The organism is Myxococcus sp. AM011 (assembly GCF_013372595.1).
Classification (GTDB): domain Bacteria; phylum Myxococcota; class Myxococcia; order Myxococcales; family Myxococcaceae; genus Myxococcus; species Myxococcus eversor.
This window is the reverse complement of record NZ_JABXEM010000175.1, coordinates 1-24,905: the sequence shown is the minus strand read 5'-3', so window position 1 is coordinate 24,905 and position 24,905 is coordinate 1. Positions and strand designations below refer to the sequence as shown.

22 protein-coding genes and 6 tRNA genes are annotated in these 24,905 nt (G+C 67.9%); 25 read left to right on the top strand and 3 right to left on the bottom strand.

From position 1 onward, the window contains the following. The 7 genes from HUW62_RS30750 to HUW62_RS30720 all read left to right on the top strand — a co-directional run. Positions 1 to 789: N-acetylmuramoyl-L-alanine amidase (locus HUW62_RS30750; RefSeq protein WP_255203730.1), on the top strand; the 789-nt coding region annotated here is incomplete at its 5' end. An 87-nt stretch (positions 790 to 876) separates the two neighbouring features. After that, positions 877 to 1,590, top strand: coding sequence for a ribonuclease PH (gene rph / locus HUW62_RS30745; RefSeq protein WP_163866816.1), 714 nt, complete (start codon positions 877 to 879; stop codon positions 1,588 to 1,590). Then, on the top strand, positions 1,587 to 2,192 hold the full coding sequence (locus tag HUW62_RS30740; RefSeq protein ID WP_163866817.1) for an XTP/dITP diphosphatase: 606 nt from the start codon (positions 1,587 to 1,589) through the stop codon (positions 2,190 to 2,192). Before rph ends, HUW62_RS30740 begins: the two co-directional genes overlap by 4 nt. Positions 2,193 to 2,262: 70 nt before the next feature. Then, positions 2,263 to 2,336 (top strand) — tRNA-Pro (locus HUW62_RS30735). Positions 2,337 to 2,372: 36 nt separating this feature from the next. Then, a tRNA-Arg gene (locus tag HUW62_RS30730) sits at positions 2,373 to 2,449 on the top strand. 84 nt (positions 2,450 to 2,533) lie between these two features. Further along, a tRNA-His gene (locus HUW62_RS30725) sits at positions 2,534 to 2,607 on the top strand. 23 nt (positions 2,608 to 2,630) lie between these two features. Beyond that, positions 2,631 to 2,704: transfer RNA gene (locus tag HUW62_RS30720), tRNA-Arg, on the top strand. Positions 2,705 to 2,855: 151 nt separating this feature from the next. Here the strand turns inward: HUW62_RS30720 and bet are convergent. After that, positions 2,856 to 3,944: a phage recombination protein Bet gene (gene bet, locus HUW62_RS30715; protein WP_163866887.1), complete on the bottom strand. Its 1,089-nt coding sequence runs from the start codon at positions 3,942 to 3,944 to the stop codon at positions 2,856 to 2,858. A 396-nt stretch (positions 3,945 to 4,340) separates the two neighbouring features. Between bet and HUW62_RS30710 the strand changes: the two genes are divergently transcribed. The 18 genes from HUW62_RS30710 to HUW62_RS30625 all read left to right on the top strand — a co-directional run bounded on the left by HUW62_RS30710 (position 4,341) and on the right by HUW62_RS30625 (position 22,883). Beyond that, positions 4,341 to 4,413 (top strand) — tRNA-Lys (locus HUW62_RS30710). Between the two features lie 117 nt (positions 4,414 to 4,530). Continuing rightward, a tRNA-Leu gene (locus HUW62_RS30705) sits at positions 4,531 to 4,612 on the top strand. Between the two features lie 101 nt (positions 4,613 to 4,713). Further along, a complete protein-coding gene (gene tig / locus HUW62_RS30700; RefSeq protein ID WP_163866818.1) occupies positions 4,714 to 5,991 on the top strand; it encodes a trigger factor in 1,278 nt (425 codons plus the stop codon). Between the two features lie 53 nt (positions 5,992 to 6,044). Beyond that, positions 6,045 to 6,665: an ATP-dependent Clp endopeptidase proteolytic subunit ClpP gene (gene clpP / locus HUW62_RS30695; RefSeq protein WP_163866819.1), complete on the top strand. Its 621-nt coding sequence runs from the start codon at positions 6,045 to 6,047 to the stop codon at positions 6,663 to 6,665. Between the two features lie 215 nt (positions 6,666 to 6,880). After that, positions 6,881 to 8,164 (top strand): ATP-dependent Clp protease ATP-binding subunit ClpX, encoded by a 1,284-nt coding sequence (clpX, locus tag HUW62_RS30690; RefSeq protein ID WP_141642435.1) that lies wholly within the window; start codon positions 6,881 to 6,883, stop codon positions 8,162 to 8,164. A gap of 292 nt (positions 8,165 to 8,456) precedes the next feature. Continuing rightward, positions 8,457 to 10,526, top strand: a complete 2,070-nt coding sequence (locus tag HUW62_RS30685) for a prolyl oligopeptidase family protein (protein ID WP_163866820.1) — start codon at positions 8,457 to 8,459, stop codon at positions 10,524 to 10,526. A gap of 198 nt (positions 10,527 to 10,724) precedes the next feature. Next, the gene (lon, locus tag HUW62_RS30680) at positions 10,725 to 13,175 is read left to right on the top strand and encodes an endopeptidase La (RefSeq protein WP_163866821.1); all 2,451 of its coding nucleotides are present in this window, start codon (positions 10,725 to 10,727) and stop codon (positions 13,173 to 13,175) included. Positions 13,176 to 13,417: 242 nt separating this feature from the next. After that, complete coding sequence (locus HUW62_RS30675) at positions 13,418 to 15,004, top strand: peptide ABC transporter substrate-binding protein (RefSeq protein WP_255203731.1); 1,587 nt, start codon at positions 13,418 to 13,420, stop codon at positions 15,002 to 15,004. 150 nt (positions 15,005 to 15,154) lie between these two features. Further along, on the top strand, positions 15,155 to 16,039 hold the full coding sequence (locus HUW62_RS30670) for an ABC transporter permease subunit (protein WP_163866823.1): 885 nt from the start codon (positions 15,155 to 15,157) through the stop codon (positions 16,037 to 16,039). Positions 16,040 to 16,163: 124 nt separating this feature from the next. Beyond that, entirely contained in the window at positions 16,164 to 16,976 is an 813-nt protein-coding gene (locus tag HUW62_RS30665; protein WP_176436412.1) for an ABC transporter permease subunit, read from the top strand. A 93-nt stretch (positions 16,977 to 17,069) separates the two neighbouring features. After that, entirely contained in the window at positions 17,070 to 17,531 is a 462-nt protein-coding gene (locus HUW62_RS30660) for a response regulator (RefSeq protein ID WP_163866825.1), read from the top strand. An 84-nt stretch (positions 17,532 to 17,615) separates the two neighbouring features. Next, a complete protein-coding gene (locus HUW62_RS30655; protein ID WP_163866826.1) occupies positions 17,616 to 18,161 on the top strand; it encodes a YqgE/AlgH family protein in 546 nt (181 codons plus the stop codon). Continuing rightward, positions 18,161 to 18,418 carry a BolA family protein gene (locus tag HUW62_RS30650; RefSeq protein ID WP_163866827.1) on the top strand — a complete coding sequence of 86 codons (258 nt, stop codon included), beginning with the start codon at positions 18,161 to 18,163 and terminating at the stop codon, positions 18,416 to 18,418. The genes HUW62_RS30655 and HUW62_RS30650 overlap by 1 nt, the downstream gene beginning before the upstream one ends. A 10-nt stretch (positions 18,419 to 18,428) precedes the next feature. Next, positions 18,429 to 18,749, top strand: coding sequence for a Grx4 family monothiol glutaredoxin (gene grxD / locus HUW62_RS30645; RefSeq protein WP_163866828.1), 321 nt, complete (start codon positions 18,429 to 18,431; stop codon positions 18,747 to 18,749). Between the two features lie 84 nt (positions 18,750 to 18,833). After that, on the top strand, positions 18,834 to 20,279 hold the full coding sequence (locus HUW62_RS30640) for a DUF2914 domain-containing protein (RefSeq protein WP_163866829.1): 1,446 nt from the start codon (positions 18,834 to 18,836) through the stop codon (positions 20,277 to 20,279). Between the two features lie 52 nt (positions 20,280 to 20,331). Then, complete coding sequence (locus HUW62_RS30635; RefSeq protein ID WP_176436411.1) at positions 20,332 to 20,865, top strand: hypothetical protein; 534 nt, start codon at positions 20,332 to 20,334, stop codon at positions 20,863 to 20,865. A 14-nt stretch (positions 20,866 to 20,879) separates the two neighbouring features. Next, on the top strand, positions 20,880 to 21,437 hold the full coding sequence (locus tag HUW62_RS30630; RefSeq protein WP_176436410.1) for a DUF4123 domain-containing protein: 558 nt from the start codon (positions 20,880 to 20,882) through the stop codon (positions 21,435 to 21,437). Between the two features lie 138 nt (positions 21,438 to 21,575). Then, positions 21,576 to 22,883: a winged helix DNA-binding domain-containing protein gene (locus HUW62_RS30625; protein WP_217911639.1), complete on the top strand. Its 1,308-nt coding sequence runs from the start codon at positions 21,576 to 21,578 to the stop codon at positions 22,881 to 22,883. Between the two features lie 138 nt (positions 22,884 to 23,021). Here the strand turns inward: HUW62_RS30625 and HUW62_RS30620 are convergent, their stop codons facing one another. Beyond that, positions 23,022 to 24,647 carry an aminopeptidase P family protein gene (locus HUW62_RS30620; protein ID WP_176436409.1) on the bottom strand — a complete coding sequence of 542 codons (1,626 nt, stop codon included), beginning with the start codon at positions 24,645 to 24,647 and terminating at the stop codon, positions 23,022 to 23,024. Positions 24,648 to 24,679: 32 nt separating this feature from the next. Further along, a partial coding sequence (locus HUW62_RS30615; protein ID WP_176436408.1) for an RsmE family RNA methyltransferase occupies positions 24,680 to 24,905 on the bottom strand: 226 nt, incomplete at its 5' end.

Genomic DNA, 24,905 nt, shown 5'->3' with positions numbered 1-24,905 from the left:
CTCCTGGCCCTCGTCGCCTTCCTCTGGCTCGTCCCCGTCACCGCGGGCGCCGGCGAGCGCCCCGCGCGCATCGTCATCGACCCGGGGCACGGCGGAATCAAGGAGGGCGCGAAGGGGCCGGGTGCGCTGCGCGAGAAGGAAGTGGCGCTGCAGATTGCCCACCGGCTGCGCTCGAAGCTGGAGGCCGCGGGGGGCGAGGTCTACCTGACGCGGGAGCGAGACGCGCTGGTGTCGCTCACGGAGCGCGTGTCGATGACGAACGACCACGGCGCGGACCTCTTCATCTCCATCCACGCCAACTCCATGCCCACGCCCCGCATGCGCGCGCGCACCGAGGGCGTGGAGACCTACTTCCTGTCCGCGAGTGCCTCGGGCGAGGCGGCCCTGGCGGTGGCGGACCGGGAGAACGCGGAGGCGCCCATGTCCCGCGTGTCGCGCGGCGACTCGACGCTGGCGCTCATCCTCCAGGACCTGGTCCGCACGGAGGCGCACTCGGACTCGTCCCGGCTGGCCTATGCCATCCACCCCCGGCTCGTCTCACGCACGCGCGCGGCGGACCGGGGCGTACAGCAGGCGCCCTTCTTCGTGCTGTCGGGTGTGGAGTGTCCGGCCGTGCTCGTCGAGGTGGGCTACATCTCCCATCCAGAGGAGGGCGTGCGGCTGGGGCGGGACGACTACCAGGAGAAGCTGGCCGAGGCCATCAGTGAGGGCGTGCTCGCCTTCCTGCGAGAGACGCGTCGGCGGGACGCCGCCAGGCCCGCCCAGGTAGCAGGCCCCGTCTCCCACTGAGTGGACAGGCGGGCGACGCCGACGACACGCGCGCCGCGCGGCTCTGGTAGAGAAGGGACGCTCGCTTCACTTCCCCAGGAGCCCGCCGTGCGTTCCTTCCAACGTGGTGCGCTGGACCTTCGCCCCGTCATCATCACCCCCGGAGTGTCCCGCTATGCGGAGGGCTCCGTGCAGGTGGAGTTCGGCCACACCAAGGTGCTCATCACGTGCTCCACCGAGGAGCGCGTACCCCCGCACCTCATGGGCAAGGGCACCGGCTGGGTGACGGCCGAGTACGGCATGCTCCCTCGTGCCACGCACACGCGCAACCATCGCGAGGCGGCCAAGGGAAAGCAGACGGGCCGCACCATGGAGATTCAGCGGCTCATCGGCCGCTCCCTGCGCGCGGCGGTGGACCTGTCCACGCTGGGCGTGCGCACCCTCACGCTGGACTGTGACGTGATTCAGGCGGACGGCGGCACGCGCACCGCCTCGATTACCGGGGCCTATGTGGCGCTGGTGCTCGCGCTGCGGTCGCTGCAGAAGGCGGGCACCCTCACCAAGACGCCCAAGCTGACGCCCATGGCCGCGGTCTCCGTGGGCGTGGTGAACGGCGAGGTGCGCGTGGACCTGGACTACGAGGAGGACTCGAAGGCGGACGTGGACCTGAACATCGTCGCCACGGGGGACGGGCGCATGGTGGAGGTGCAGGGCACCGCCGAGCACCAGCTCTTCGACCGCAAGACGATGGACGCGATGCTCGACGGGGGCCTGGCCGCCATCCAGCAACTCGTCGTCGCGCAGGCCAAGGCCCTCGAATGACGCCGGGCAAGTCGAAGCTCCTCTTCGCCACCACCAACAAGGGAAAGCTGCGCGAGCTGCGGGAGCTGGTGGGGGACTCGGTGGAGGTGGTGTCGCTGGCGGACCTGGCGCCCATCCCCGAGCCCGAGGAGGACGGCGACACCTTCGAGGCCAACGCCGTGAAGAAGGCGTTGGAGTACGCCCGGGCCACCGGCCTGCCCGCGCTGGCGGACGACTCCGGGCTGTGCGTGGACGCGCTGGACGGCCGGCCCGGCGTGTTGTCCGCCCGGTACGCGCCGGGAGACGACAAGGCCCGGTACCAGAAGCTGCTCGCCGAGCTGACCGGGGTGCCCGACGCGAAGCGCACGGCGTCGTTCCGCTGCGCGCTGGCGCTGGCGTGGCCGGATGGCAGGACGCACGTGGAGGAGGGGCGGTGCGAAGGCCGCATCGGCCATGCGCCGAGCGGGACGCATGGCTTCGGTTATGACCCCATCTTCATGTTTCCGGACAGTGGCCGGACGATGGCGGAGTTGACCCCGGAGGAGAAGTCCGCCGTGTCGCACCGGGGCGCGGCCTTCCGGAAGATGAAGCCGAAGCTGCTGATGCTCTCCACGGGCACTTGAGCGGGCCCGTCAGGCACGTTGTCCTTGCGCGTCCGTTCGCGATGGTTCAACAATGCCGGACTCTACTTTTCGGGGCGTAGCGCAGCCTGGTAGCGCACCTGCCTTGGGCGCAGGGGGTCGGAGGTTCGAATCCTCTCGCCCCGATTTTAAGTAGCGATGTGGAAGCAGGCGGCCCGGCCAGCTCCAATAGCTCAGCTGGATAGAGCACCGACCTTCTAAGTCGGGGGTCGCAGGTTCGAGTCCTGCTTGGGGCGCCAACCTGGCTGCCGTGACATTTGGGCCTTGTACTGGCCCGGCTTTCCACGGTAGGGAAGCCACGCTTCAAACGCCGTTGCGGAACGGCGGCCATAGCTCAACTGGTTAGAGCGCTGGACTGTGACTCCAGAGGTTGCCGGTTCGACCCCGGTTGGCCGCCCACGTTTTTCCTCTCCGTACTCTGCGCTCGTAGCTCAACTGGATAGAGCACTGGGCTTCGAACCCAGGGGTTGGGGGTTCAAGTCCCTCCGAGCGCGCTCCAGTAGCCCCGTCACTCCGATGATCCGCGCCCGAGCAACGGCGCTCCGGAGCGACTCCCGCACCACTCACCCCGTGGATCCGCGTGGCCCGTCCTCCGCCGAGGCCCTTCCGGCGGAGGAGGACTTCACGTCGCCATCCGGGCGTGGCTCAGACGCCGTGCGAGGCGCCGTTGCCCTTGTCCGCGGTGGGCACGCGGCAGCGCAGCTCCGTCTCCGCCTCCAGCGCGAGCAGGTTCTCCCGCATCGCCTTGGCCCAGCGCGCGCGGGGCTGCTCCATCAGCTTCTCGTTCGCCAGTTCGATGCTCTCGCTCAGCTCCTCGTCGGAGAGCTCCGAAGCCGTCTTCCCCTTGTACGGGCCGAAGGCCACCACCACGGCGCTGGCCTTGGGGCTCTGGCGCGGCGCGGGCGGCTCGACGGGGTGGGGGGCTTCAGCGGCATCCACCTCCACCGCCCTCGCCGATTCCTTGGGGGGAAGCGGCGCCAGCGGCACGTCGACGTCCAGTCGCTGCGGCTTCTCCTCCCTGGCGGGCGCGGCGGGCAGGGTGGGGAAGGACGCCTTCACGGGGCCAGGACGCGCGCCCAGCACCTCGTAGGCGCCCGTGGGCTCCGCGTGGCTTGGGGCCGCCGGCTCGAAGTCGTCCGCCGGCATCTCCTCGCGGACGTACAGGCCTCCGAAGGCCTCGGGATACGCCTTGCGCAGCGCCGCCACCCGGGCGCACTTCTCAATCATCGTCGTGGGAATCTTGGCCCACAGCGGCGTCTGCTGGACGTAGCCGCTGAAGTCCAGCCACACCACGACGGGCAGCTTTCCGTCGCGCACCACGCGGGACCAGCCCCCCACCAGCGCGCCCTTGCGCTTGGCCGGGTTGAAGCGGTGCACGACCTCGCCCTTGCCCTGGTCCACGACGATGTCGTCCTCGGCGAACACCGCACTCGCCTGGATGCCCTTGAAGTCCGGGAAGCGCTCGGCCCGGGCGAGCATGCCGGCCTCGGAGGGCTGGAACTCGTACTTGTTCACCCAGTTGGGCCGCTCGCGGTTGCCGATGTTCTGCCGGCGGGCCACGCAGAAGGCCTCCTTGAGGAGGGGGTCCAACCCGCTGCGCTTGCACTGCTCGATGAAGAGGGCGAACTCGTCCTCGCTGATTCCCCTCGGGCAGATGGTGCGTCGAATCAGCTCCATCCGCTCCCGGCTCCAGCCGCCGTGGGCCAGGCCCGCTTCTTCCACCTTGGGGGACATGTTGGCTTCAGTCACTGTCGTCTCTCCTGCATGCGTCTGCGCGAAAAGGGCGGACGACCTCCGTCCGCCCGCCTGTGCCTCGGCGGTGCACCCGTGCGAATCCCGAATAAGGGGCCGTGCGTGCCTGTTCGCTCCGGTGGACTGGTCGCGAAAAGGCCCGACGTGGCCTCGTTCAACAGCGGTGCTGGGAGCGTGTTTCATCCCCGCGTGGCCCCACGGTGGCGCCAGCCCGTGGGGCGGGCGGCGCGGCGTCACCCGGACTCGGCGTCTCCGAGGGGTGATTGCTCCGCGTGGGAATGCAGGGGGGACGAAAATACTTTTTGACAGCGCGGGCGGCCTTCTGTAGTTACCGCCGCCACTTGGACGTCACGCAGCCGACGGGCCAAGCGCAGTGCCGGGAGCGTAGCTCAATTGGCAGAGCAATGGACTCTTAATCCATAGGTTGTGGGTTCGATTCCCTCCGCTCTCATGACGGGGTCTCTCCAGAAATGGAGAGGCCCCGTTTGTTTTTCCGCACTGCGCCGCCGCCTGCTGACGTCCAGCGGACGTTTCGCGGTATGTACGGAACACGGCACGCGGCGCATCCGGGCGGGTGGCGAAACTGGTAGACGCGCCAGACTTAGGATCTGGTACCGCAAGGTGTGAGGGTTCGAGTCCCTCCTCGCCCATTTCGCGTTGACCCGTTCGTGCCTATCCCCTAAACGCGCACGTCCCACTTATCCGGCGCCGCTCGGGACGATTGTCCGAGGCGGCGGCGAGCGAGGCCCGTATGAAGGTCCAGGTCGAAGAGCTCTCTCCCGTTGAGAAGAAGCTCTCCATCGAGGTCGAGTCCGCCCGCGTGGCGGAAGAGCTGAACCGCGCTTATTCCGCGTTGAGCAAGCAGGTGAAGCTGCCGGGCTTCCGCCAGGGCAAGGTCCCCCGCCGCATCCTGGAGCAGCGCTTCAAGGATCAAATCGAGGACGAGGTCATCCAGCGCGTGGTGCAGAGCGCCTACCTGGATGCCGTGCGCGAGCACAACGTCGAGGTCGTCGCCAGCCCGCAGGTGACGAACCAGGGCCTGAAGGCCGACGCTCCGTTCAGCTTCGAGGCCCGGGTGGAGGTCAAGCCCAAGGTCGAGGCGAAGGAGTACGCGGAGCTGCCCCTGACGAAGACGGAAGTGTCCGTCACCGACGAGCAGGTCAACGAGCAGCTGGACCGCATGCGCCAGTCGCTGAGCCGGTTGGAGCCCGTCGCCGACCGCGACTCGGCGGCCTCCGGCGACTACGCCACCGTGGATTACGACGCCACCGTGGACGGCCAGCCGTTCACCGGCAGCAAGGCCGAGGGCATCACCGTCCAGGTGCAGCCCGGTGAGCTGGTCGAGTCCAAGATCGCCGCCCTGGAAGGCGTCAAGGTGGGCGAGTCCAAGGACATCGACTACGCCTTCCCCGCGGACTATCGGGTGGAGGAAGTGAAGGGGAAGACGGGCCGCTTCCACGTCACCCTCAAGGAGCTGAAGAAGGAGATCAGCCCCGAGCTGAACGACGACTTCGCCAAGGAGACGGGCATCGCCCAGACCATGGAAGAGCTGCGCGGCAAGCTGCGCACCGACATGGAGAAGGCGCGCCGTTCGCAAGCGGACAACGACGAGCGCGAGGCCCTGGTGAAGGTGCTCGTGGAGCGCAACCCGTTCGAGGTACCTCGCGCCATGGTGGAGCGCGCCATGGACTCCATGCTGCGGGGCGCCCTGCAGCAGCTGCAGCGCTCGGGCGTGGACCCCAGCCGCCTGAACCTGGACTTCAACCGGCTGCGCGAGGAGATGCGCGAGAAGGCCCTCCAGGAAGTGAAGGGCACGCTGCTGCTGGAGTCCATCGCCCTCAAGGAGGGCGTGCAGGCGTCCGACACGGACGTGGACGCGCGCATCGAACAGCTCGCCGTGGAGGCGGGCCAGCCCGTGGCCGCCGTGAAGAAGTACTTCAAGGGGCCGGACGAGCGCCTCGGGTTGTCTCTGCGACTGCGCGAGGAAAAGACGATTGAATTCCTGAAGGGCCGGGCGAAGTATTCCTGAGGTTCTTTTCCGAGCCGTCTCCAGAGCTTCAGAGCCCGCTACTCGAGGTCGACATGCCCTTCATGCCCGTTCCCTACGTCATCGAGCAGACGCACCGCGGTGAGCGCTCGTACGACATCTACAGCCGGCTCCTGAAGGACCGCATCATCATGCTGGGCACCGAAATCGACGATGACGTGGCCAACGTCATCGTCGCCCAGCTGCTGTTCCTCGAGTCCGAAGACCCGGACAAGGACATCAACATCTACATCAACTCGCCGGGCGGCTCCGTGACGGCGGGCATGGCCATCTACGACACGATGCAGTACGTCAAGCCGCCGGTGTCCACCATCTGCGTGGGCCAGGCGGCGTCGATGGGGGCCGTGCTCCTGCTCGCCGGGACGAAGGGCAAGCGCTACACGCTGCCCTCCAGCCGCATCATGATCCACCAGCCCCTGGGCGGGGTGCGGGGCCAGGCCACGGATATCGAAATCCAGGCCCGGGAAATCCTCCGGATGAAGGCGAAGCTCAACGACATCATCGTCAAGCACACCGGGCAGACCATCGAGCGAGTCGAGAAGGACACGGATCGCGACTACTTCATGGGCGCCACGGAGGCGAAAGCCTACGGAATCGTGGATGAAATCCAGAACCCGAGGAAGGTCGTCGGGCTGGGCAAGGACGAGAAGAAGTAGCGGTTCGCCGGGGCTTGACGCCTCGGCCGGTGGCCGGAGCCGCGGGAATTCGTCCCCGCGTCTCCGGCTTTCTGCTTTCTGCGCCGACCCACTCTCCCTGTTAAGTACCGGGAAGGCGCGTGGACGTCCCTGATGGGGGCTGACTAGATTGCTTTGAGGCCGGGTTGGGTGGCGCGAGGCAGGGTGGCGGCTTTACAGGCGCAGCGAGGGATTTCATGGCGGGCAAGAACGTGGAGAAGCGAGACAACCAGACCCTCTGCTGCTCTTTCTGCGGCAAGTCGCAGAAGGAAGTGAAGAAGCTCATCGCGGGGCCAACGGTCTACATCTGCGACGAGTGCATCGGGCTGTGCAACGACATCATCGCGGAGGAGATCGACCGCGAGGAGACCAAGGACACCAAGCTGCGCATCCCCCGGCCCTCTGAAATCAAGGCCGTGCTGGACGAGTACGTCATCGGCCAGGAGCGGGCGAAGAAGACGCTGTCGGTGGCCGTTCACAACCACTACAAGCGCATCGAGTCCAAGGTCGCGCTCGAGGACGTGGAGCTCCAGAAGAGCAACATCCTCCTCTTGGGCCCCACGGGCAGCGGCAAGACGCTGCTGGCGCAGACGCTGGCGCGCATCCTCAACGTCCCCTTCACGATTGCGGACGCCACGTGCCTCACCGAGGCCGGCTACGTGGGCGAGGACGTCGAGAACATCATCGTCAACCTGCTCCAGGCGGCCGACCACGACATCGAGCGGGCGCAGCGCGGCATCGTCTACATCGACGAAATCGACAAGATTGCCCGCAAGTCGGAGAACCCCTCCATCACCCGCGACGTCAGCGGCGAGGGCGTGCAGCAGGCGCTGCTGAAGATCATCGAAGGTACGGTGGCCAACGTTCCGCCCAAGGGTGGCCGCAAGCACCCCCAGCAGGAGTTCCTGCAGGTGGACACCACCAACATCCTCTTCATCTGCGGTGGTGCCTTCGGCGGGTTGGACCAGGTGATTGAGCGGCGCCTCGGTGGTCGCAGCCTGGGCTTCGGCGCGGACATCCAGTCGAAGAAGCAGCGCAACCTCACGGAGCTGCTCAAGCACGTGGAGCCGGAGGACCTGCTCAAGTTCGGCATGATTCCGGAGTTCATCGGCCGTCTGCCCATCATCACCGCGCTGGAGGAGCTGGATGAGCCCGCGCTCATCAACATCCTCAACCAGCCGAAGAACGCGCTCACCAAGCAGTACAAGAAGCTCTTCGAGCTGGACGGCGTGGCGCTGAAGTTCACCGACGGCGCGCTCAAGGCCATCGCCAGCGAGGCCATCCGCCGTAAGGCCGGCGCCCGTGGCCTGCGCTCCATCCTGGAGTCGGCCATGCTGGACGTGATGTACGAAATCCCGTCCCGCAAGACGGTGCGCGAGGTGCTCATCTCCGAGGAGGTCATCCTCAAGAAGAGCGAGCCCGTCATCCTCCACTCCGCGGCGGAGAAAGAGCCCGCGGAGCCGAAGAAGGAATCCGCCTAGCGCGGCAAGACGGGGCCGCCTCTTCCAGGGGCGGTCCCTCGAGATGTGACGGGGCGCGTCAAGGGCCAGGAAGCAGGCCCGACGCGCCCCACGCATTCTGTCGGGAGGGCCGGCCTGCCAGGCGGCCCACGGTTTTTGTGGGACGGGCCTGGGGCTTTCTGTATGTGCTGGCTCCATGACACGGCTGCCCTTGCCCGCCTTGTTGTTGATGCTCTCTGCCTGCGCTGGCTCGAAGCCGGCGGAACGGGAGGCGGCCCCGGTGGGGACGCGAGCCCAGGAGGAACACTCGCGCATGGCATACCCGGCGACACGGGTGGACGCGGTGGTGGACACGGTGCACGGCGTGACGGTGCCGGACGCCTACCGCTGGCTGGAAGACGAGAAGGCTCCCGACGTCCAGGCGTGGATGAAGGCGCAGGACGCCGTCGCGCGCGAGGCCCTGGCGAAGATGCCTGGCCGGGACGCGCTGGTGAAGCGCTTCCGCGAGCTGTTCTACGTGGACTCCATCTCCATCCCCGCCCGGCGCGCGGGCCGCTACTTCTACATCCGCACCCACAAGGACAAGGAGAAGGCGGTCCTCTACTGGCGTGACGGCGAGAAGGGCGCGGAGAAAGTCCTCCTGGACCCCAACGGCTGGAGCCAGGATGGCTCCGTGTCACTGGGCACGTGGGCTCCCTCATGGGACGGCAAGAAGCTCGTCTTCGCGCAGAAGCCCAACGCGGCGGACGAGGCCGTGCTGCACGTGGTGGACGTGGACTCGGGCCAGTGGTCGAAGGTGGATGTCATCGAGGGCGCCAAGTACGCGCAGCCCCGTTGGACGCCGGACGGCAAGGGCTTCTATTACGAGTGGCTGCCCTCGGACGCCTCCATCCCCGTGGACGCGCGGCCGGGCTACACCACGCTGCGCTTCCACTCGCTGGGCGAGGACCCGAAGAAGGACGCGCTGGTGCACCCGCACACAGGTGACCCGACCACCTTCCTCCAGGGCGACTTGAGCCGCGATGGCCAGTTCCTCTTCGTCTACATCCTCCGGGGCTGGAACGAGAACGACGTCTACTGGAAGCGGCCCGGTGAGAAGGACTTCCGCCTGCTCGTGAAGGGGCAGGGCGCCCGCTACAACGTGGTGGCCTGGAAGGGCCGCTTCTACGTCAACACCGACGAGGGCGCCCCGCGCCAGCGCGTGTTCGAGGTGGACCCGGCCAGGTCCGAGCGCTCGGCGTGGAAGGAAATCGTCCCCGAGGACCCGGTGGCCTCGCTCCAGAACATGAACATCGTCGGGGAGCACCTGGCGCTGGAGTACATGAAGGACGCCACCACCGTCATCCGCGTGGCGACGCTGCGGGGCAAGCCCGTGCGCGAGGTGGAACTGCCGGGGGTGGGCGCGGCCTCCAACCTGTCCGGCCTGGAGGACGAGGACGAGGCGTACTTCGTCTTCACGTCCTTCACCACGCCCCGGCGCGTCTACAAGACGTCCGTCCAGAGCGGGAAGTCCCAGCTGTGGGCCCAGGTGGAGCTGCCCATGGACCCGGCGGCCTACACCGTGGACCAGGTCTTCTACCCCTCCAAGGACGGTACCCGCGTGCCCATGTTCCTGGTGTACCGGAAGGGCCTGAAGCGGGACGGGAACGCCCCCACGCTGCTGTACGGGTATGGCGGCTTCAACGTGAACATGGAGGCCAACTTCCGAGCCAGCATCCTGCCCTGGCTGGACGCGGGAGGGGTGTATGCGGTGGCCAACCTGCGCGGAGGCGGCGAGTACGGCACGGCCTGGCACGAGGCGGGCCGCCAGGCGAACAAGCAGAACGTCTTCGACGACTTCCACGCCGCCGCCGAGTACCTCATCCGCGAGCAGTACACCCAGCCCCGGAAGCTGGCCATCCAGGGAGGCAGCAACGGCGGCCTGCTGGTGGGGGCGGCCATGACTCAGCGCCCGGAGCTGTACGGCGCGGTGGTGTGCCAGGTGCCCCTGCTGGACATGGTGCGCTACCACCTCTTCGGAAGCGGGCGGACGTGGATTCCGGAGTACGGGACGGCGGAGAAGGCCGAGGACTTCCGGACGCTGCACGCCTACTCGCCCTACCACCATGTCCGGCCGGACGTGCGCTACCCCGCGCTGTTGATGATGTCCGCGGACCACGACGACCGGGTGGACCCCATGCACGCTCGCAAGTTCGTGGCGGCGGTGCAGAACGCACCTGGCGGCCTGTCACCCGCCCTGCTGCGCATCGAAATGAACGCGGGACATGGTGGCGCGGACCAGGTGGCCAAGAGCATTGAATCCAGCGCGGACCAGTACGCGTTCTTGTTCCAGGCGTTGGAGGTGGGAGGGCTCCAGGGTGGGCAGGCAGCGCAGGGCCGCTGACACCCCAGGCGGACATCCGAGTCGGCTCCGGGTGTTCCCTTGAAGGCAGCAAGTGGTTCCCCAATCTTGAGGCGGGGAACGGCGTCTGAATTCGACGTGTTATAGACATGCTTCACCCCGGGTCAGCGCTCGTCGGGCGAGCAACCGGGCAACTCTTCAGGGGCCTACCCTCCCGGTAGGCCAGCAGGTGGCGGATACATGTTCTTCGGACGTGACGACAAGAAGGAAGCCCAGAAGCGGGGACTCACCGTCCCGCTCTTGCCCCTTCGGGACATCATCGTGTTCCCGCACATGGTGGTTCCGCTGTTCGTCGGCCGGGAGAAGTCCATCGCGGCGTTGAAGGACGCGATGGCTCACAAGGGGCCGGACGACAAGGCCGTCATCCTGCTGGCCGCCCAGAAGAAGGCCAAGACGAATGACCCCTCTCCCGACGACATCTTCCACTTCGGCACCATGGGCCACGTCATCCAGCTGCTTCCCCTGCCTGACGGCACGGTGAAGGTGCTGGTGGAGGGCGTGCGCCGGGCCAAGGTGAAGAAGTTCCACCCCAACGACGCCTTCTTCATGGTGGAGGTGGAGGAGGTCGAAGAGCAGACGGAGAAGAGCGTGGAGCTGGAGGCGCTGGTTCGCAGCGTCCACTCCGTGTTCGAGGCCTTCGTCAAACTCAACAAGCGCATCCCGCCAGAGATGCTGATGCAGGTCGCCAGCATCGACGACCCGGCGCGGCTCGCTGACACCATCGTCGCCCACCTGTCGTTGAAGCTGAACGACAAGCAGGCGCTGCTCGAGACGGAGTCCCCGGCCAAGCGGCTGGAGAAGCTGTACGAGCTGATGCAGGGGGAGATCGAGATTCTCCAGGTGGAGAAGAAGATCCGCACCCGCGTCAAGAAGCAGATGGAGAAGACCCAGAAGGAGTACTACCTGAATGAGCAGATGCAGGCCATTCAGAAGGAGCTGGGTGAGCGCGACGAGTTCAAGAACGAGATTCAGGAGATTGAAGAGAAGCTGAAGAACAAGCGGATGAGCAAGGAGGCCACGCTCAAGGTCAAGAAGGAGCTGAAGAAGCTCCGGATGATGAGCCCGATGAGCGCCGAGGCCACCGTCGTCCGCAACTACATCGACTGGATCATCAGCCTCCCCTGGTACGACGAGACGCAGGACCGGCTCGACGTGACGGAAGCGGAGACGGTGCTCAACGAGGACCACTACGGCTTGAAGAAGCCGAAGGAGCGCATCCTCGAGTACCTGGCCGTGCAGCAGCTGGTGAAGAAGCTCAAGGGCCCCGTGCTGTGCTTCGTGGGTCCTCCGGGCGTGGGCAAGACGTCGCTGGCGCGCTCGATTGCACGGGCCACGGGCCGCAAGTTCGTGCGCCTGTCGCTGGGCGGCGTGCGTGACGAGGCCGAGATTCGCGGCCACCGTCGCACGTACATCGGCGCGATGCCGGGCAAGCTCATCCAGTCGCTGAAGAAGGCGGGCAGCAACAACCCCGTCTTCCTGCTCGACGAAATCGACAAGATGTCCACGGACTTCCGAGGCGACCCGAGCGCGGCGCTGCTGGAGGTGCTGGACCCCGAGCAGAACCACAACTTCAACGACCACTACCTGGACCTCGACTACGACTTGTCGAAGGTGATGTTCATCTGCACCGCGAACACGATGCACAACATCCCCGGTCCTCTGCAGGACCGCATGGAGGTGATTCGCATCGCGGGGTACACCGAGCCGGAGAAGCTCTCCATCGCCCGGCGCTACCTCATCCCGAAGGAGCAGGAGGCCAACGGGCTGGCGGACATCAAGGTGGACTTCAGCCGCGAGGCGCTGAGGACCATCATCCACCGCTACACGCGTGAGTCCGGCGTGCGCTCGCTGGAGCGTGAGATTGGCGGCGTGTACCGGAAGATCGCCCGCGACGTGCTGAAGAACGGCAAGCGGGACATCGAGGTGGACCGCAAGACGGCGATGAAGTTCCTGGGCACCCCTCGGTACCGCTACGGCGTGGCGGAGCGGGAGGACCAGGTGGGCATCGTGACGGGCCTGGCGTGGACGGAGCTGGGCGGTGAGATTCTCACCACCGAGGCCACCGTGATGCCGGGCAAGGGCAAGCTCATCATCACCGGCAAGCTGGGTGAGGTGATGCAGGAGTCCGCCCAGGCGGCCATGTCGTACGTGCGCAGCCGCGCCGAGCGCTTCGGCATCGACCGCAAGGTGTTCGAGAACTACGACATCCACGTCCACCTGCCGGAAGGCGCCATTCCGAAGGACGGTCCTTCGGCGGGTGTCACCATCTGCACGGCGCTGGTGAGCGCGCTCACGCGGGTCCTCATCCGTCGCGACGTCGCGATGACGGGTGAAATCACCCTGCGCGGGCGGGTGCTCCCCATCGGCGGCCTGAAGGAGAAGACGCTGGCCGCGCACCGGGCGGGTATCAAGACGGTCCTGATTCCGAAGGCGAACAAGAAGGACCTGAAGGACATCCCGCTGAAGATTCGCAAGCAGCTGCGCATCGTCCCGGTGGAGTTCGTGGACGACGTGCTGCGCGAGGCGCTGGTGTTGGAGAAGCCGGAGGAGTTCGGCCGCAAGCCGTTCTCCGACAGCCTGAAGGCCGCACCGCCGGACCTTCCGTCCACGCCGGCCCCCGCTCCGGCCTAGCGCCGGGGTGACAGCGGAGGAGCTTCCTCCGTGAGGTACCGAAGCCAGGATGCCGGCCGACCAGGAGTCGCCGGTCTCCTGGCTTCTCCTTTTCGGGGGAGCGGCGCTTCGGGGTACAACGTGCTCCGGTGGCTCCTCGCGCGCGACTCGCCTGGTGGTGTCTCTTGCTGGCCTGGGTGACCGGGGCATGCGGGCCGTGCGGCTTCCAGCCCGACGCGGGCGTCAAGGTGGTGGTGCCCGCGATGCCCACCACGCTCGACTGGAGTCACTCGGACCCCGAGAGCTGGGCCAACTATCCGGTGATGCTGGCCACGCAGCGGGGGCTCACGGTGCTCGGCGCGGACCACTCGGTGCAACCTGGGTTGGCGGAGCGCTGGGAGCGGGCTCGCGACGAGAAGGGCCGCGAGGTCTACGTCTTCCACCTGCGGCGGGATGTGCACTGGTCGGACGGCTCGTTGCTCACCGCGCGCGACTTCGTCGTGGGGTGGAGGCGTGCGCTGCGAGGGCGTGAGCGCGGGGAGATGGCGGACCTGGATGGCGCGTCGGAGGTGCTGGCGCTCCAGGAGCGCATGGCTCTGGAGGCGGAGGTCCGCGCGGCGATGGAGCGCTTGGGCGTGGAGGCGGTGGACGCGCACACCCTTCGGGTGACGCTGGTGCATCCGCGCAGCTACTTCCTGGCCCGTGTGGCCAACGTCTACATCTTCTATCCGGCGCCGGCCGCGGACCTGGAGGGCAGGGCGGACGAGGAGGTCCGCGACTACTTCGACCGGCCTCGGGATGGGCGTCCGCTGGCACTGGGGCCGTACCGCGTGGAGAGCTGGGACCGCGCGGGCGAGCGGGTGCGGCTGGTGTACAACCCGCGCTCCGCGTTTCCTCCGCCGATGGTGCCCGGTGAGGCGCCCGTGCCCGTCATCACGTTGATGAAGTCGGAGATTGGCCCGGCGCTGTATGAGCGGGGCCGCGTGGACTTCGTGTTCGTGGACAGCGCGGCGGCGCTGCGTGTGAAGCGGCCCGGGGATTTGCAGCGCGAGCCGTTGCTGTCGACGTACTACCTGGCCTTCAACACAGAGCGCGCTCCGCTGGACAGGCCCGAGGTTCGTCGCGCGCTGTCTCGGGCGCTGGACCGCGAGGCGTTGGTGGCGGGGTTGCTGCCGGCGGCGCGTCCGTCGCATGTGTTGTTGCCTCCGGAGCTTCCGGGGGCGGCTTCGACGGAGGAGGCGGCGCGCCTGCCGCACTACGAGCCAGAGCGCGCGAAGCAGGAGCTGGCCGGGGTGGCTGGGTTGGAGCGGCCGTTGCGGCTCGTGTATCGCTCGGGCGACAACTTCGTGCCGGAGGTCGCCATCGCGGAGCGCGTGGCGGCGCAGTTGGCTCGCGTGGGTGTGCAGGTGGTGTTGGAGGCGCGGTCGGACTTCACGGCGGAGGTGGCGCGGCGCACGGCGCAGGGGCCTCGCGCGTATGACCTGTATCTGCGCCGGTTGGGCGGGGACTACGCGCACCCGAATACGTTCTTCACGCTCTTCGAGCGCGAGGGCAACCATCAGACGGGCTGGGAGACGCAGGCGGGTGGTGAGCCGATGGGCCGCTTCGAGCGATTGCTGGAGGCGGCGGATGGTGAGGCGGATGAGGCTCGCGCTCATGCGCTGTACACCCAGGCGCAGGAGGTGCTGGTGGGGGAGCAGGCGGTGATTGCGCCCATCTATCACCCGGACCGCTACTACCGTGCTCGGGCCACGCTGCAGGGCCTGGACGTGGACCCGTTCAACTTCCTGGCGCTGCGCACGCTGCGGCAATCCACTCCGGAACCGAAGCCGGCCGAGGTGGTGCCATGACGACGCATGTGGCGCTGTCCGCGACGTTGCCGCGCCTGATGGATTCGCAGCGCTTCGAGATGACGCCATGAGGCTCGGGCTCTTGTCGCATGTGGCGCTGGCCACGTCGTTGCTGCTCCCTGTCGAGGCGCGGCGCGCCGAGGTGTGGCCATGAGGTCGGTGCTCCAGAAGCTGGCGCGACAGCTCGTGCTGGTGCCGCTCGTGGCGGTGGCCTCGTACTTCCTCATGGCGATGTTGCCGCTCACCACCGAGAGCGAAGCGAAGCGGCAGGTGTCACCGGAGCTGGCGGCTTCGTATCGACGGGACCTGGGTATCGGCGAGCCGCTGGGCTTCCTTCGGCCTTGGCAGAAGCTCTGGCGCGGCGAGCGGCTGGGCACGAGCGCGCAAGGTGTCACCGGCGACGAACTGGCGCGCAAGCTGTCTGGCAGCGTCGGCGTGGGACTGCTCGCACTGCCCCTGGCGCTGACCTGGGCGCTCGGCTTCGCGATGGTGCGCACGCGCTGGCGTCGGGGCCGATGGGCCGCGCTCGGCGATGTCGTGCCCGCGCTGGCTTTCGGCACCCCTGTCTTCATCCCCGCGCTCCTGCTGGCTCCCTCCGTGGTGGAGCGGGGCAACATGCTGCCGGAGCTTTGCGCCGCGCTCGTCACATCCATCTGGCCGGGCATCTTCCTGGGCACCCTGGTGGGGGACGCGCTGGAGACGGAGCTGTCTCGCGACTACGTGCGCACCGCGCTGGGCAAGGGACTCGCTCCCGGCACCGTGCTGCGTCGTCACGTGTTGCCCAATGTCCTGCCCGCGTTGCTGGACGCGATAGGGCCCGTGGCGACGGCCCTGCTCGCCGGTTCGTTCGCGGCCGAGCGCGTGCTGGGCCTCCCGTACTTCGGTCAGCTCTATGTGCTGGCCGTCCTCAACAAGCAGGTGGCCGTCGTCGTGGTGGCCACCACCACCTTTGCTTCGCTGCTCGTCGTCGTCAGCCTCGCTGTCGAGTTGACCCGGTACGCGGTGGACCCTCGCTCGCGGGAGGCTCGCGCGTGAGGCTTGTTCCTGCAATCACGTGCTCCGGAGCGGAGTCGTGTGACTCGCTGACTCAGCGCGCGTGTCGCCCTTGCTCCGTGCGCCAGAAGTCGGATGCCGCGCTGGTCCGATACAGGGGGCTCGCATGAACCGCGTCCCCGCGCGCGCCCGCTTCGGGCTTCTCCTGCTCGTGGGCCTCGGGGTGCTGAGCCTCGTGGCCGGACGCCTGTTCCCCGAGGTGCTCGCCAGCACCTGTCCCCTGGGCGAGGACCCGATGCGGCCGGACCGCACCGTGTGCGAGCTGGCCTTCGGTGGACTCTGGGTGTCCCTCGCCGTGGGCCTGTGCGCGGGCGGACTCTCCACGCTCATCGGCCTCATCGTCGCGGCCGTGGCACGACTCGTTGGCGGCGCCTGGGAGCAGGCCCTGCTGCGCGGCGTGGACGCCGTCTTCGCCCTGCCCGATGTGCTCGTGGTGATGGTGCTCCAACTCGCGGGCCAGTCCCTCGCGGACGCGGGACACAGCGGTGGCCTGGGCCCCTTCGGATTGATGGTGGCCTCCCTCGCGCTCGTCGGCTGGGCGGGCCCCGCTCGCATGTTCCGCAACCGGCTCGCCACGCTGGAGGGACAGGAGTTCGTCGCCGCGGCCCGCGCGCTCGGTGGTGGCGGAGTCCACGTGCTGCGCGTCCACCTGTGGCCCGCGCTGCGGCCCTTCGCGCTCGCCGTGTTCCTCAGCCGCCTGCCCACCGCCATCCTCACCGAGTCCACCGTGAGCTTCTTCGGCATCGCCCGCATGGAGCCCATGTCCCTGGGGCGATATCTGGGCACCAGCTACGCGGCCCTCATCTACGAGGGCGGCGCTCGCGTCGTGCTGCCCGCGTGGGCGCTGCTCGTCCTCCTGGTGCTCGGCGCTTCGCTCGCTTCCCAGGCACTCTCGGCGAGCCCTCGCAAGGCCTCCTGAGGAACATCCTGGGCACCCGTGGGTGCGAGGAATTCCCACCGTGGAAATGTGGGTTCCCATCACACGGAAACCTTTTGCCCAACCGGTGCCCTCATGTCCCTGCCCACCACTGAAGAGACCCTCCCCGTGCTCGGCCACGACGCGAAGGAGCGCACGGAACGCAGTGACGACTTGAAGGTGGAGACCGTGCGCAGCTCGGTCCTCGTCGTGGAGGATGATCCTTCCCACCGCGAAATCCTCGTCGAGATGCTGGCGGGTTGGGGTTACGAGCCCCTGCCCGTGGGCAGCGCCGAGGAAGCGGAGTTCGCCGTGCGCAACAAGCGCATGGACGCCGCCATCGTCGATGTGTTCCTCCCCGGTCGCAGCGGCGCCACGCTGATGTCCCGACTGCGCGAGCGCTTCCCCCAGGCGGTCCTCATCGGCGTGAGCGCGATGAGCGACGCGGCCATGGCGCGCAAGTGCAAGGGCCTGGGCGCGGACCTCTTCATCGGCAAGCCGCTCAACCCGGAGCGACTGTCCGAGGCGCTTCAGTCCAAGCACACCAGCTGGCACTGAGGCCAGGCGGCGGCGCGCTCGGAGCGGGCCCCGAGAGGGGCGGTTCCGGTTGCGCCGCTCGCTCGAACGGTTGATGCTCGGCTCGTGAAGAACCTCGCTCCCGGCTTTCTGCTGGCCATGCCTCAGCTCGGGGACCCCAACTTCTATCGCTCGGTCATCCTGATGATTGAGCATGGGGAGTCCGGCTCCATGGGGCTCGTCGTCAACCGGGGTGCACCGCTGTCGCTGGGCGAGCTGGCGCGCGGGCAGAACCTGGACATCCACACCGAGCGCACCGCCCAGTCCGTCTTCATCGGCGGCCCCGTGGAGCCGCAGCGAGGCTTCGTGCTGCACGACGACGGCGGCGTGCTGGAGAAGCACTCGGTGCTGCCCGGGCTGTTCCTCAGCGTGACGTTGGACGCGCTGGGCCCGCTGCTGGAGCGCGCCGCCCCCCGCCTGCGCTTCTGCCTGGGCTATGCGGGCTGGGGCCCCCGGCAGTTGGAGAGCGAAATCGCCGCCGGCTCATGGCTCTTCACCGAGGCCAGCGCGGACGCCGTGCTGGAACTCGAGCCAGGCAAGTTGTGGGAGACGACATTGCGTGGCATGGGCGTGGACCCAGCCATGCTGGTGATGGGAAGGGGAATGAACTGATGCTCGACGCAGACTTCGTCCGCAGCCGCATCCTGGAGGCCCTGCCGGGCTCCGAGGTGGAGGTCCAGGACACCACGGGGACGGGGGACCACTTCGAGGCCCGCGTCGTCAGCCCCGACTTCGCCGGCAAGGCGATGGTGCAGCAACACCAGCTCGTGTATGCGCCGCTCCAGCAATGGCTGAAGTCGGGCGAACTGCATGCCCTGGCTCTTAAAACCTACTCGCCCGAGCAGTGGAAGAAGCTCGGGAACCGCTAAGGAGACTTCCATGACCCCCGAGCTCAAGGCCCGGTTCGACCAGCTCACCCAGGCGCACCCCATCGTCCTCTTCATGAAGGGCAACGCCCTGTTCCCCCAGTGCGGCTTCTCCGCGCGGGCGCTCCAGATTCTCCAGCCCCACGGTCAGGTCTTCACGGTGGACGTTCTGGCCGACCCCGAGATTCGCCAGGGCATCAAGGACTACACGAACTGGCCCACCATTCCGCAGATCTTCATCCGCGGGCAGTTCGTCGGCGGGGTGGACATCCTGGCGGAGATTGAGGAACGCGGCGAGCTGACCGACCTGCTCGCCGGCAAGCCCCCAGCCTGACCTGGGGGAGCGGGCTCGGGGGGGAGGGGAGATTTGCTCCCCGCCCGAGGCTAGGATGGGCGGCCGCTACCGCGAGGAAACACCGTGGTCACCGCCACTCCGCCCAACAGCTCCCAGAAGACCGAAGAGACCGTCGACCCGTCGGGTGCACCGCCGGCGGTCTCCGATATCGCCCCCACCAACGCCGCAGTCGTGTTGACGGATGCCCCACCAGGTATCTCCCCCGCGACGGTGGACCCCGATGACCTGGTGGCCACGGCGAAGACGCCGACGCTGATGGAGAAGGTGCAGGCGTTCCGCGCCCGGCACGAGAAGTGGGAGATGGCCGCCTTCTTCTTCGGTGGCTTCCTCTACGACATCATCTCGCTCAGTCGCATCGACGACACGCTGACGATGGTGCAGAGCTTCGCGTACCTGCTCATCCTCGCGTCCCTGCTCCTCTTGGAGCAGCGCTATCCGGAGGGCACACCGCCTCCCGTGGCGCTGACGAAGGTGTGGCGCTGGCGTGAGGACGCCATCCACTTCTTCTTCGGAAGCCTGCTCAGCGTGTTCATGCTGCTCTTGTTCAAGAGCACGTCGGGCTTCATGCCGTACATCTTCATCGTGGGCCTCTTCGGCCTGCTGGTGGCGAACGAGCTGCCGCGCTTCCGGCAGTTGGGCCCCATCGTCCGCGTGGCGCTGCTCAGCCTCTGCGTGACGATGTACTTCGCGTTCCTCCTGCCCGTGCTCATCGGCCGGATGGGCTTCTGGGTGTTCCTGCTGGCCGTGTCCCTGGGCTGCGCGAGCGTCTTCGGGCTGATGCGGCTGATGGAGCGGCTGCGCCCGGATGTCGAGTACGTGGTGCGCAAGGTGGCCTTGCCGGGCTTCGGCGTGCAGGCGGCGCTGCTCGTCTGCTACCTGGTGGGCGTCATCCCGCCGATTCCGCTGGCCGTGCAGTACTCGGGCATCTTCCACGACGTGAAGCGCGTCGGCCCGGGCCTGTACCAGCTCACCTCGGTGGAAGACTCCATCTGGTACAAGCCGTGGACGTGGTTCGGTCCGGACTTCGTGATTCGGCCCGGCGACAAGCCGTACTACTTCTTCCGCATCTTCGCGCCGAAGAACTTCGCGCCCTACAAGGTCCGCGTGCGCTGGTACTACGACCACCCGGAGAAGGGTTGGACGACCAGCGGCAACGGCTTCATCGCCAACGTCAGCAGCAACGGGACGGACGGCGGTTATCGCTACTACGCCACGACGTCCAACCTGAAGCCGGGCCACTGGCGCGTGGTGCTGGAGACGGAGTCGGGGCACGAAATCAACCGCCTGTCCTTCACCGCCGGCGCGGACACTCGCACCGAGCCGCGCGACCTCAAGATGGAGTACTCCACCCTGAAGGAGATCATCCCCCTCTCCGCCGAGGAGTGGGAGAAGGAGAAGGCGCGCAAGCCCACCGGGAAGGTCCCCGGCGAGACGGCGCCGCCCGCGCCGGTGCCCCAGGTTCCGATGGAGGAAGCTCCCATGGAGGCCGCACCCGCGTCCTCGCCCTAGTCGTCTCGGGCGGGCCCGTCCCTTCACCATGGCCCTGTGAGATACTGAGCCCATGCTTCCTCGTCGAAAGTCTTCGCAGACGCGCTCCTGGCTGTTGCCGGGAACGCAACTCGATTACGAGATTGCGCGGACCGTCGACATGACGTTCGAGGACGGCGAGGACTTCGTGCCGGTGGTGGGCGGGCTGGCCATCTGGCACCTGGACCGGTGGCTCTCCGGTTCGCGCGCGACGATGTACTCGCTCTATGAGGCGCTGGGCGGGATGACTCCCATGGGGCTGTCCACGCTGGAGCGAACGCACTTCGAGCAGCGGCTCACGCAGCGCGTGGAGCGGGCCCTGCTCGATGGTGAGCTGAAGGTGCGCGAGGTTCCACGGGTGCGCCAGGCGCCGCCCTCCTTCATCGAGCCGGTGCTCATTGAACGCGAGGCTCCCCCGGTGGAGCGTCCCGCGCCTCCGCCTCCCGCGCCCGAGCAGGACATCGCCGCGCAGGTGCACGCCCTGCGGCAGGCCGCCGCCCACGGCACGCCCTTCTGCGAGGAGTGCGAGAAGAAGGCCCTGCAAGCCTCCCAGAAGCGCGCTGCTTGAGCGGGAGAACGACGATGTCACCGCGCGCCAGACACCTGTCCGCGTTGCTCTGGTCCGCGCGGGAAGAGGGCACGCCTCCGCTGGAGCGCTACGCCCTGCTCGACGCGGCCCGCGAGCCGCGTGTGTACCCGCTGATTCGCTGGGAGCCCGCCGCTTCGTGTCTCTACGAGGGGCGCATCGCCCCCGAACTGGCGGAGGTGGCGCCCTATCTCGTCCGCCTGCGGCCCGATGCGCCCCTGCTGGGGGAGTTGCTGGGCACGGCCTGGGGACGCGCGTGGGGGCTGTATGTCGAAGCGCCCGTCGCGCCCGAGGTGCTGCGCCGCCACCTGCGTCGCTTCCTCAAGGTCCAGGACGAGAATGGCAAGCGCCTCTACTTCCGCTACTACGACCCTCGCGTCCTGCGGACGTACCTGCCCACGTGCAACGCCCAGGAGCTGCGGTACGTGTTCGGCCCCATCCACTCGTTCCTGATGGAGAACGAGGATGGCTCGATGCTGCTGCGCTTCTCGCTGCGCGACGACGAACTGGTGCTGGAGCGTGTGCCGCTCCTGGCCGACACCGTCGCCGCCTGAGGCGCTTCTTCCGGCCGGGCCTTCCCGGCCTCCGGGCGCCTGTCCTGATACCTGACAGATAGCTGTCACGCCTGCCCGTCATGGTGCTTCTCACGAAGCCGCCCAGCTTCGCCTGCCCTGTCCCTGACCCCAGGCCCCATGATTCCCATCGCCTTGATGTTCCTGCCTTTTCCCTACACCCTCACCGAGGAGAAGCGCTCCAGGGCCGGCGGTGTGAAGAACCCGGGACGTCGCCCCCGCGTGTTGTCAGCGCCTCGTTCCGTGAAGAAGGTCTCCGTGCCGTCACGACACAAGAGTCCGTCAGTCGCCGTCACAGCGCGGCGGAGCGGGAAGGGTGGATTGGCCCCGGTGCTGACCACCCGGGAGCTGAACCGGGCCCTGCTCCAGCGACAGTTCCTCCTGCGCCGCACGAGCCGCTCCGTCACGGAGGTGATTGAGCACCTGGTGGGCCTTCAGGCGCAGGCGGGCAACGCGCCGTACCTGGGGCTCTGGACGCGGATGAAGGATTTCCAGCTCGACGACCTGACGCGCCGGTACCACGCGCGCGACGTGGTGCGGGCGACGATGCTGCGGTCCACGCAGCACCTCGTCACGGCTCGCGACTTCCAGCGCCTGCGGCCCACCCTTCAGCCCGTGCTGGACCGGATGCTGAAACACAGCGCGTATCCGCGCGAGCTGGTGGGGTTGGACGTGGACCTGGTGATTGCCGAGGGACGCAAGCTGTTCGCCCGGGGGCCCTTGAGCGCGGTGGAGCTGGGCCGGCGACTCCAGGAGCGCTGGCCGGAGCGGGAGGCTTCGGCGCTCAGCATGGTGGTGCGTGTCGCGGAGTCGCTCGTCACCGTGCCTCCCTTCGCGACGTGGGGCGTGGGGGGCGAGGTGGAGTTCGCCACGTCGAAGTCGTGGCTCGGTGAGCCGTCAGGCTCCGCGCTGCCCCTGGAGGACGTGGTGCTGCGCTACCTGGGTGCCTTCGGGCCCGCGAGCGTGAAGGACATGCAGATGTGGTCCGGGCTGGCGCGGCTCTCGGACACCGTCGAGCAGCTTCGTTCTCGACTGCGCACGTTCCGTGACGAGCACGGCGTCGAGCTGTTTGACATGCCGGATGCGCCCCGCCCCTCGGGGGACACGCCCGCACCGGTGCGCTTCGTGGCCGAGTTCGACAACGTGCTGCTGTCGCACGCGGACCGCACGCGCATCATCTCCGAGCCCCATCGCAAGCGCGTCTTCACCGTCAACGGCATCATCCGTCCGACAGTGCTGGTGGATGGCTTCGTGCGAGGGATGTGGAAGCTGGAGCGCGCGAAGGCGCGCGTCACGCTGCGCATCGAACCATTCGAGCGACTGGCTCGCGAGGACCGCGCCGTGCTCACGGAGGAGGGGGAGCGACTGCTCGCCTTCGCGGCTTCGGACAGCGCGTCCCGCGATATCTACTTCGCACCGGTGTCCTGACTCACGAGGGTGAAGCGCGCGTTGGCTCTCGCGGGTTGGGGACCCCGAAGCGTCGAGTTCGCTTCGCGGTGAGAACTCGGAGCCTGGGGCCTCGCGTCGTGAGTCGGACCCGTCTGGCCCGACTCACGCGCCTTGGTGCTACTTGCGCTTGCCGGCCTTCGCCTTCTTCGCGGGGGCCTTCTTCGCGGTGCGGGCCTGGGGCTTCTTCGAGGCGGCCTTCTTCGCCTTCGCGGCGGGGGCCCTGTCCGCGTTCCAGATGCCGCCCATCCACGCCTCGATGTCCTTCACCGTGCGCGGGATGTTGGCGGAGAGCACCTTGCAGCCCCGGGCGGTGACGACGATGTCGTCCTCGATGCGCACGCCGATGCCCCGGTAGCGCGCGGGGACCGTGAGGTCGTCCTTCTGGAAGTACAGGCCCGGCTCCACCGTGAGCACCATGCCCGCCTGGAGCTTGCCGTACTTGTACGCCTCCTGCCGCGCCTGCGCGCAGTCGTGCACGTCCAGGCCGAGCATGTGGCTGACGTTGTGCAACGAGTAGCGCTTGTAGAACTGGTGCTCGTCCTTGAGCGCCTCGGTCGCGCTCTCCAGGATGCCCAGCTTCTCCAGTCCTTCCGCCAGCACTTGCATGGCGGCGCGGTTGGGCTCCATGAAGTCGTTGCCCGGCTTCACCGCCGCGAAGGCCGCTTCCTGCGAGGCGTACACCAGCTCGTAGATGGCCTTCTGCTCCGGCGTGAAGCGCCCGGAGATGGGCAGCGTGCGGGTGATGTCCGCCGTGTAGAGCGTGTGGCCCTCCACGCCCGCGTCCAACAGCAGCAAGTCCCCGGACACCAGCGGCCCATCATTGCGGTTCCAGTGCAGCACGCACGCGTGCGAGCCGCTGGCGACGATGCTGTTGTAGCCCGTGTCGTTGCCTTCCACGCGCGCGCGCAGGTTGAAGATGCCCTCCACGTAGCGCTCCGTCTTCGCCACCTTCAGGCTGCGGATGACGTCCTCGAAGCCGCGCTGCGTGGCGTCGATGGAGATCTGCAGCTCGCGCAGCTCCTGGGCGTCCTTGATGAGCCGCAGCTCGGACAGGAAGGTGGCCAGGGCCTTGTCGCGCTCGCCGCCCGCCGTCACCGCGTCGTCCACCTTGGCCGAGTGCCCACGCAGCACGCGCGTGGGCTTCGTCGCCGCGCCCTTGAGGCCCTTCAGGTAGTCCGCCAGCGTGTTCAGGCCGCGCGCCTCGTCCACGTCATGGCGCGCCTGGCTCTCCGGCACGCCCAGTCGCGGGCCGACCCACAGCTCGCCCTTCACGCGGTCCGTGAAGAACGTCGAATCGGAGCGGCCCGGGTTGGGCTCCACGAAGAGGAGGTCGGTGTGGCCGCCGCCCTCCTTCGGCTCCAGCACCAGCACGCAGTCCGGCTCCAGGTTGCCGGTGAGGTAGTAGAAGTCCGTGCCCGGGCGGAAGCGGTAGTGCGTGTCGTTGGCGCGCACCTTCTCGTGGCCGGTGGGGACGACAATCGTCTCGCCAGGGAATGCCTGCGACAGCGCCTTGCGGCGGGCCTTGAAGGACTCCGCGTACTTGATTTTCGGAGGCAGCTTCCCCGAGCCGGGCTTCCACTGCTTCAGCATGAAGTCCAGCAGCGCGGGCGGCGGCACCGAGTCGTGGCTGGCGGGCTTCGCGGCTGGCGCCTGCGGCTCGGACGTGACGAGGGGCTGCTGCTCACCGACCGCGGGCTGCGAGCTGTCGGAAGCGACCGGGGACGAAGGGATGGACGTGGCCATGGCGGGGACTCTTCAACAGCGCCCCGCGCTCCTCAAGCCCGAGATGCACCCTGACGCGCGGCAGTGTCTTCCGCGAGAAGGGCTACTTGCCCGACGAGCACGGGGACCGCCGTCTCCACCCTCAGGATTCGGGGGCCCAGGGAGAAGGGGCGAAAGCCGTGGGATTCCAACAATTGGGCCTCGAACGATACCCAGCCTCCGTCGGGACCGATGGCGAGGACGGAGCGCTGGCCGGGGGCCGCTGACACGGCGCGCAGT

Coding starts and splice junctions, on each gene's coding strand:
- HUW62_RS30625 (WP_217911639.1), top strand. CDS start 21,576: ATGATTCCCATCGCCTTGATGTTCCTGCCTTTTCCCTACACCCTCACC.
- clpX (WP_141642435.1), top strand. CDS start 6,881: ATGGCGGGCAAGAACGTGGAGAAGCGAGACAACCAGACCCTCTGCTGC.
- HUW62_RS30620 (WP_176436409.1), bottom strand. CDS start 24,647: ATGGCCACGTCCATCCCTTCGTCCCCGGTCGCTTCCGACAGCTCGCAG.
- HUW62_RS30675 (WP_255203731.1), top strand. CDS start 13,418: ATGCCCACCACGCTCGACTGGAGTCACTCGGACCCCGAGAGCTGGGCC.
- HUW62_RS30635 (WP_176436411.1), top strand. CDS start 20,332: ATGCTTCCTCGTCGAAAGTCTTCGCAGACGCGCTCCTGGCTGTTGCCG.
- grxD (WP_163866828.1), top strand. CDS start 18,429: ATGACCCCCGAGCTCAAGGCCCGGTTCGACCAGCTCACCCAGGCGCAC.
- lon (WP_163866821.1), top strand. CDS start 10,725: ATGTTCTTCGGACGTGACGACAAGAAGGAAGCCCAGAAGCGGGGACTC.
- HUW62_RS30650 (WP_163866827.1), top strand. CDS start 18,161: ATGCTCGACGCAGACTTCGTCCGCAGCCGCATCCTGGAGGCCCTGCCG.
- clpP (WP_163866819.1), top strand. CDS start 6,045: ATGCCCTTCATGCCCGTTCCCTACGTCATCGAGCAGACGCACCGCGGT.
- HUW62_RS30740 (WP_163866817.1), top strand. CDS start 1,587: ATGACGCCGGGCAAGTCGAAGCTCCTCTTCGCCACCACCAACAAGGGA.
- bet (WP_163866887.1), bottom strand. CDS start 3,944: ATGTCCCCCAAGGTGGAAGAAGCGGGCCTGGCCCACGGCGGCTGGAGC.
- HUW62_RS30665 (WP_176436412.1), top strand. CDS start 16,164: ATGAACCGCGTCCCCGCGCGCGCCCGCTTCGGGCTTCTCCTGCTCGTG.
- tig (WP_163866818.1), top strand. CDS start 4,714: ATGAAGGTCCAGGTCGAAGAGCTCTCTCCCGTTGAGAAGAAGCTCTCC.
- HUW62_RS30685 (WP_163866820.1), top strand. CDS start 8,457: ATGGCATACCCGGCGACACGGGTGGACGCGGTGGTGGACACGGTGCAC.
- HUW62_RS30660 (WP_163866825.1), top strand. CDS start 17,070: ATGTCCCTGCCCACCACTGAAGAGACCCTCCCCGTGCTCGGCCACGAC.
- HUW62_RS30670 (WP_163866823.1), top strand. CDS start 15,155: ATGAGGTCGGTGCTCCAGAAGCTGGCGCGACAGCTCGTGCTGGTGCCG.
- HUW62_RS30630 (WP_176436410.1), top strand. CDS start 20,880: ATGTCACCGCGCGCCAGACACCTGTCCGCGTTGCTCTGGTCCGCGCGG.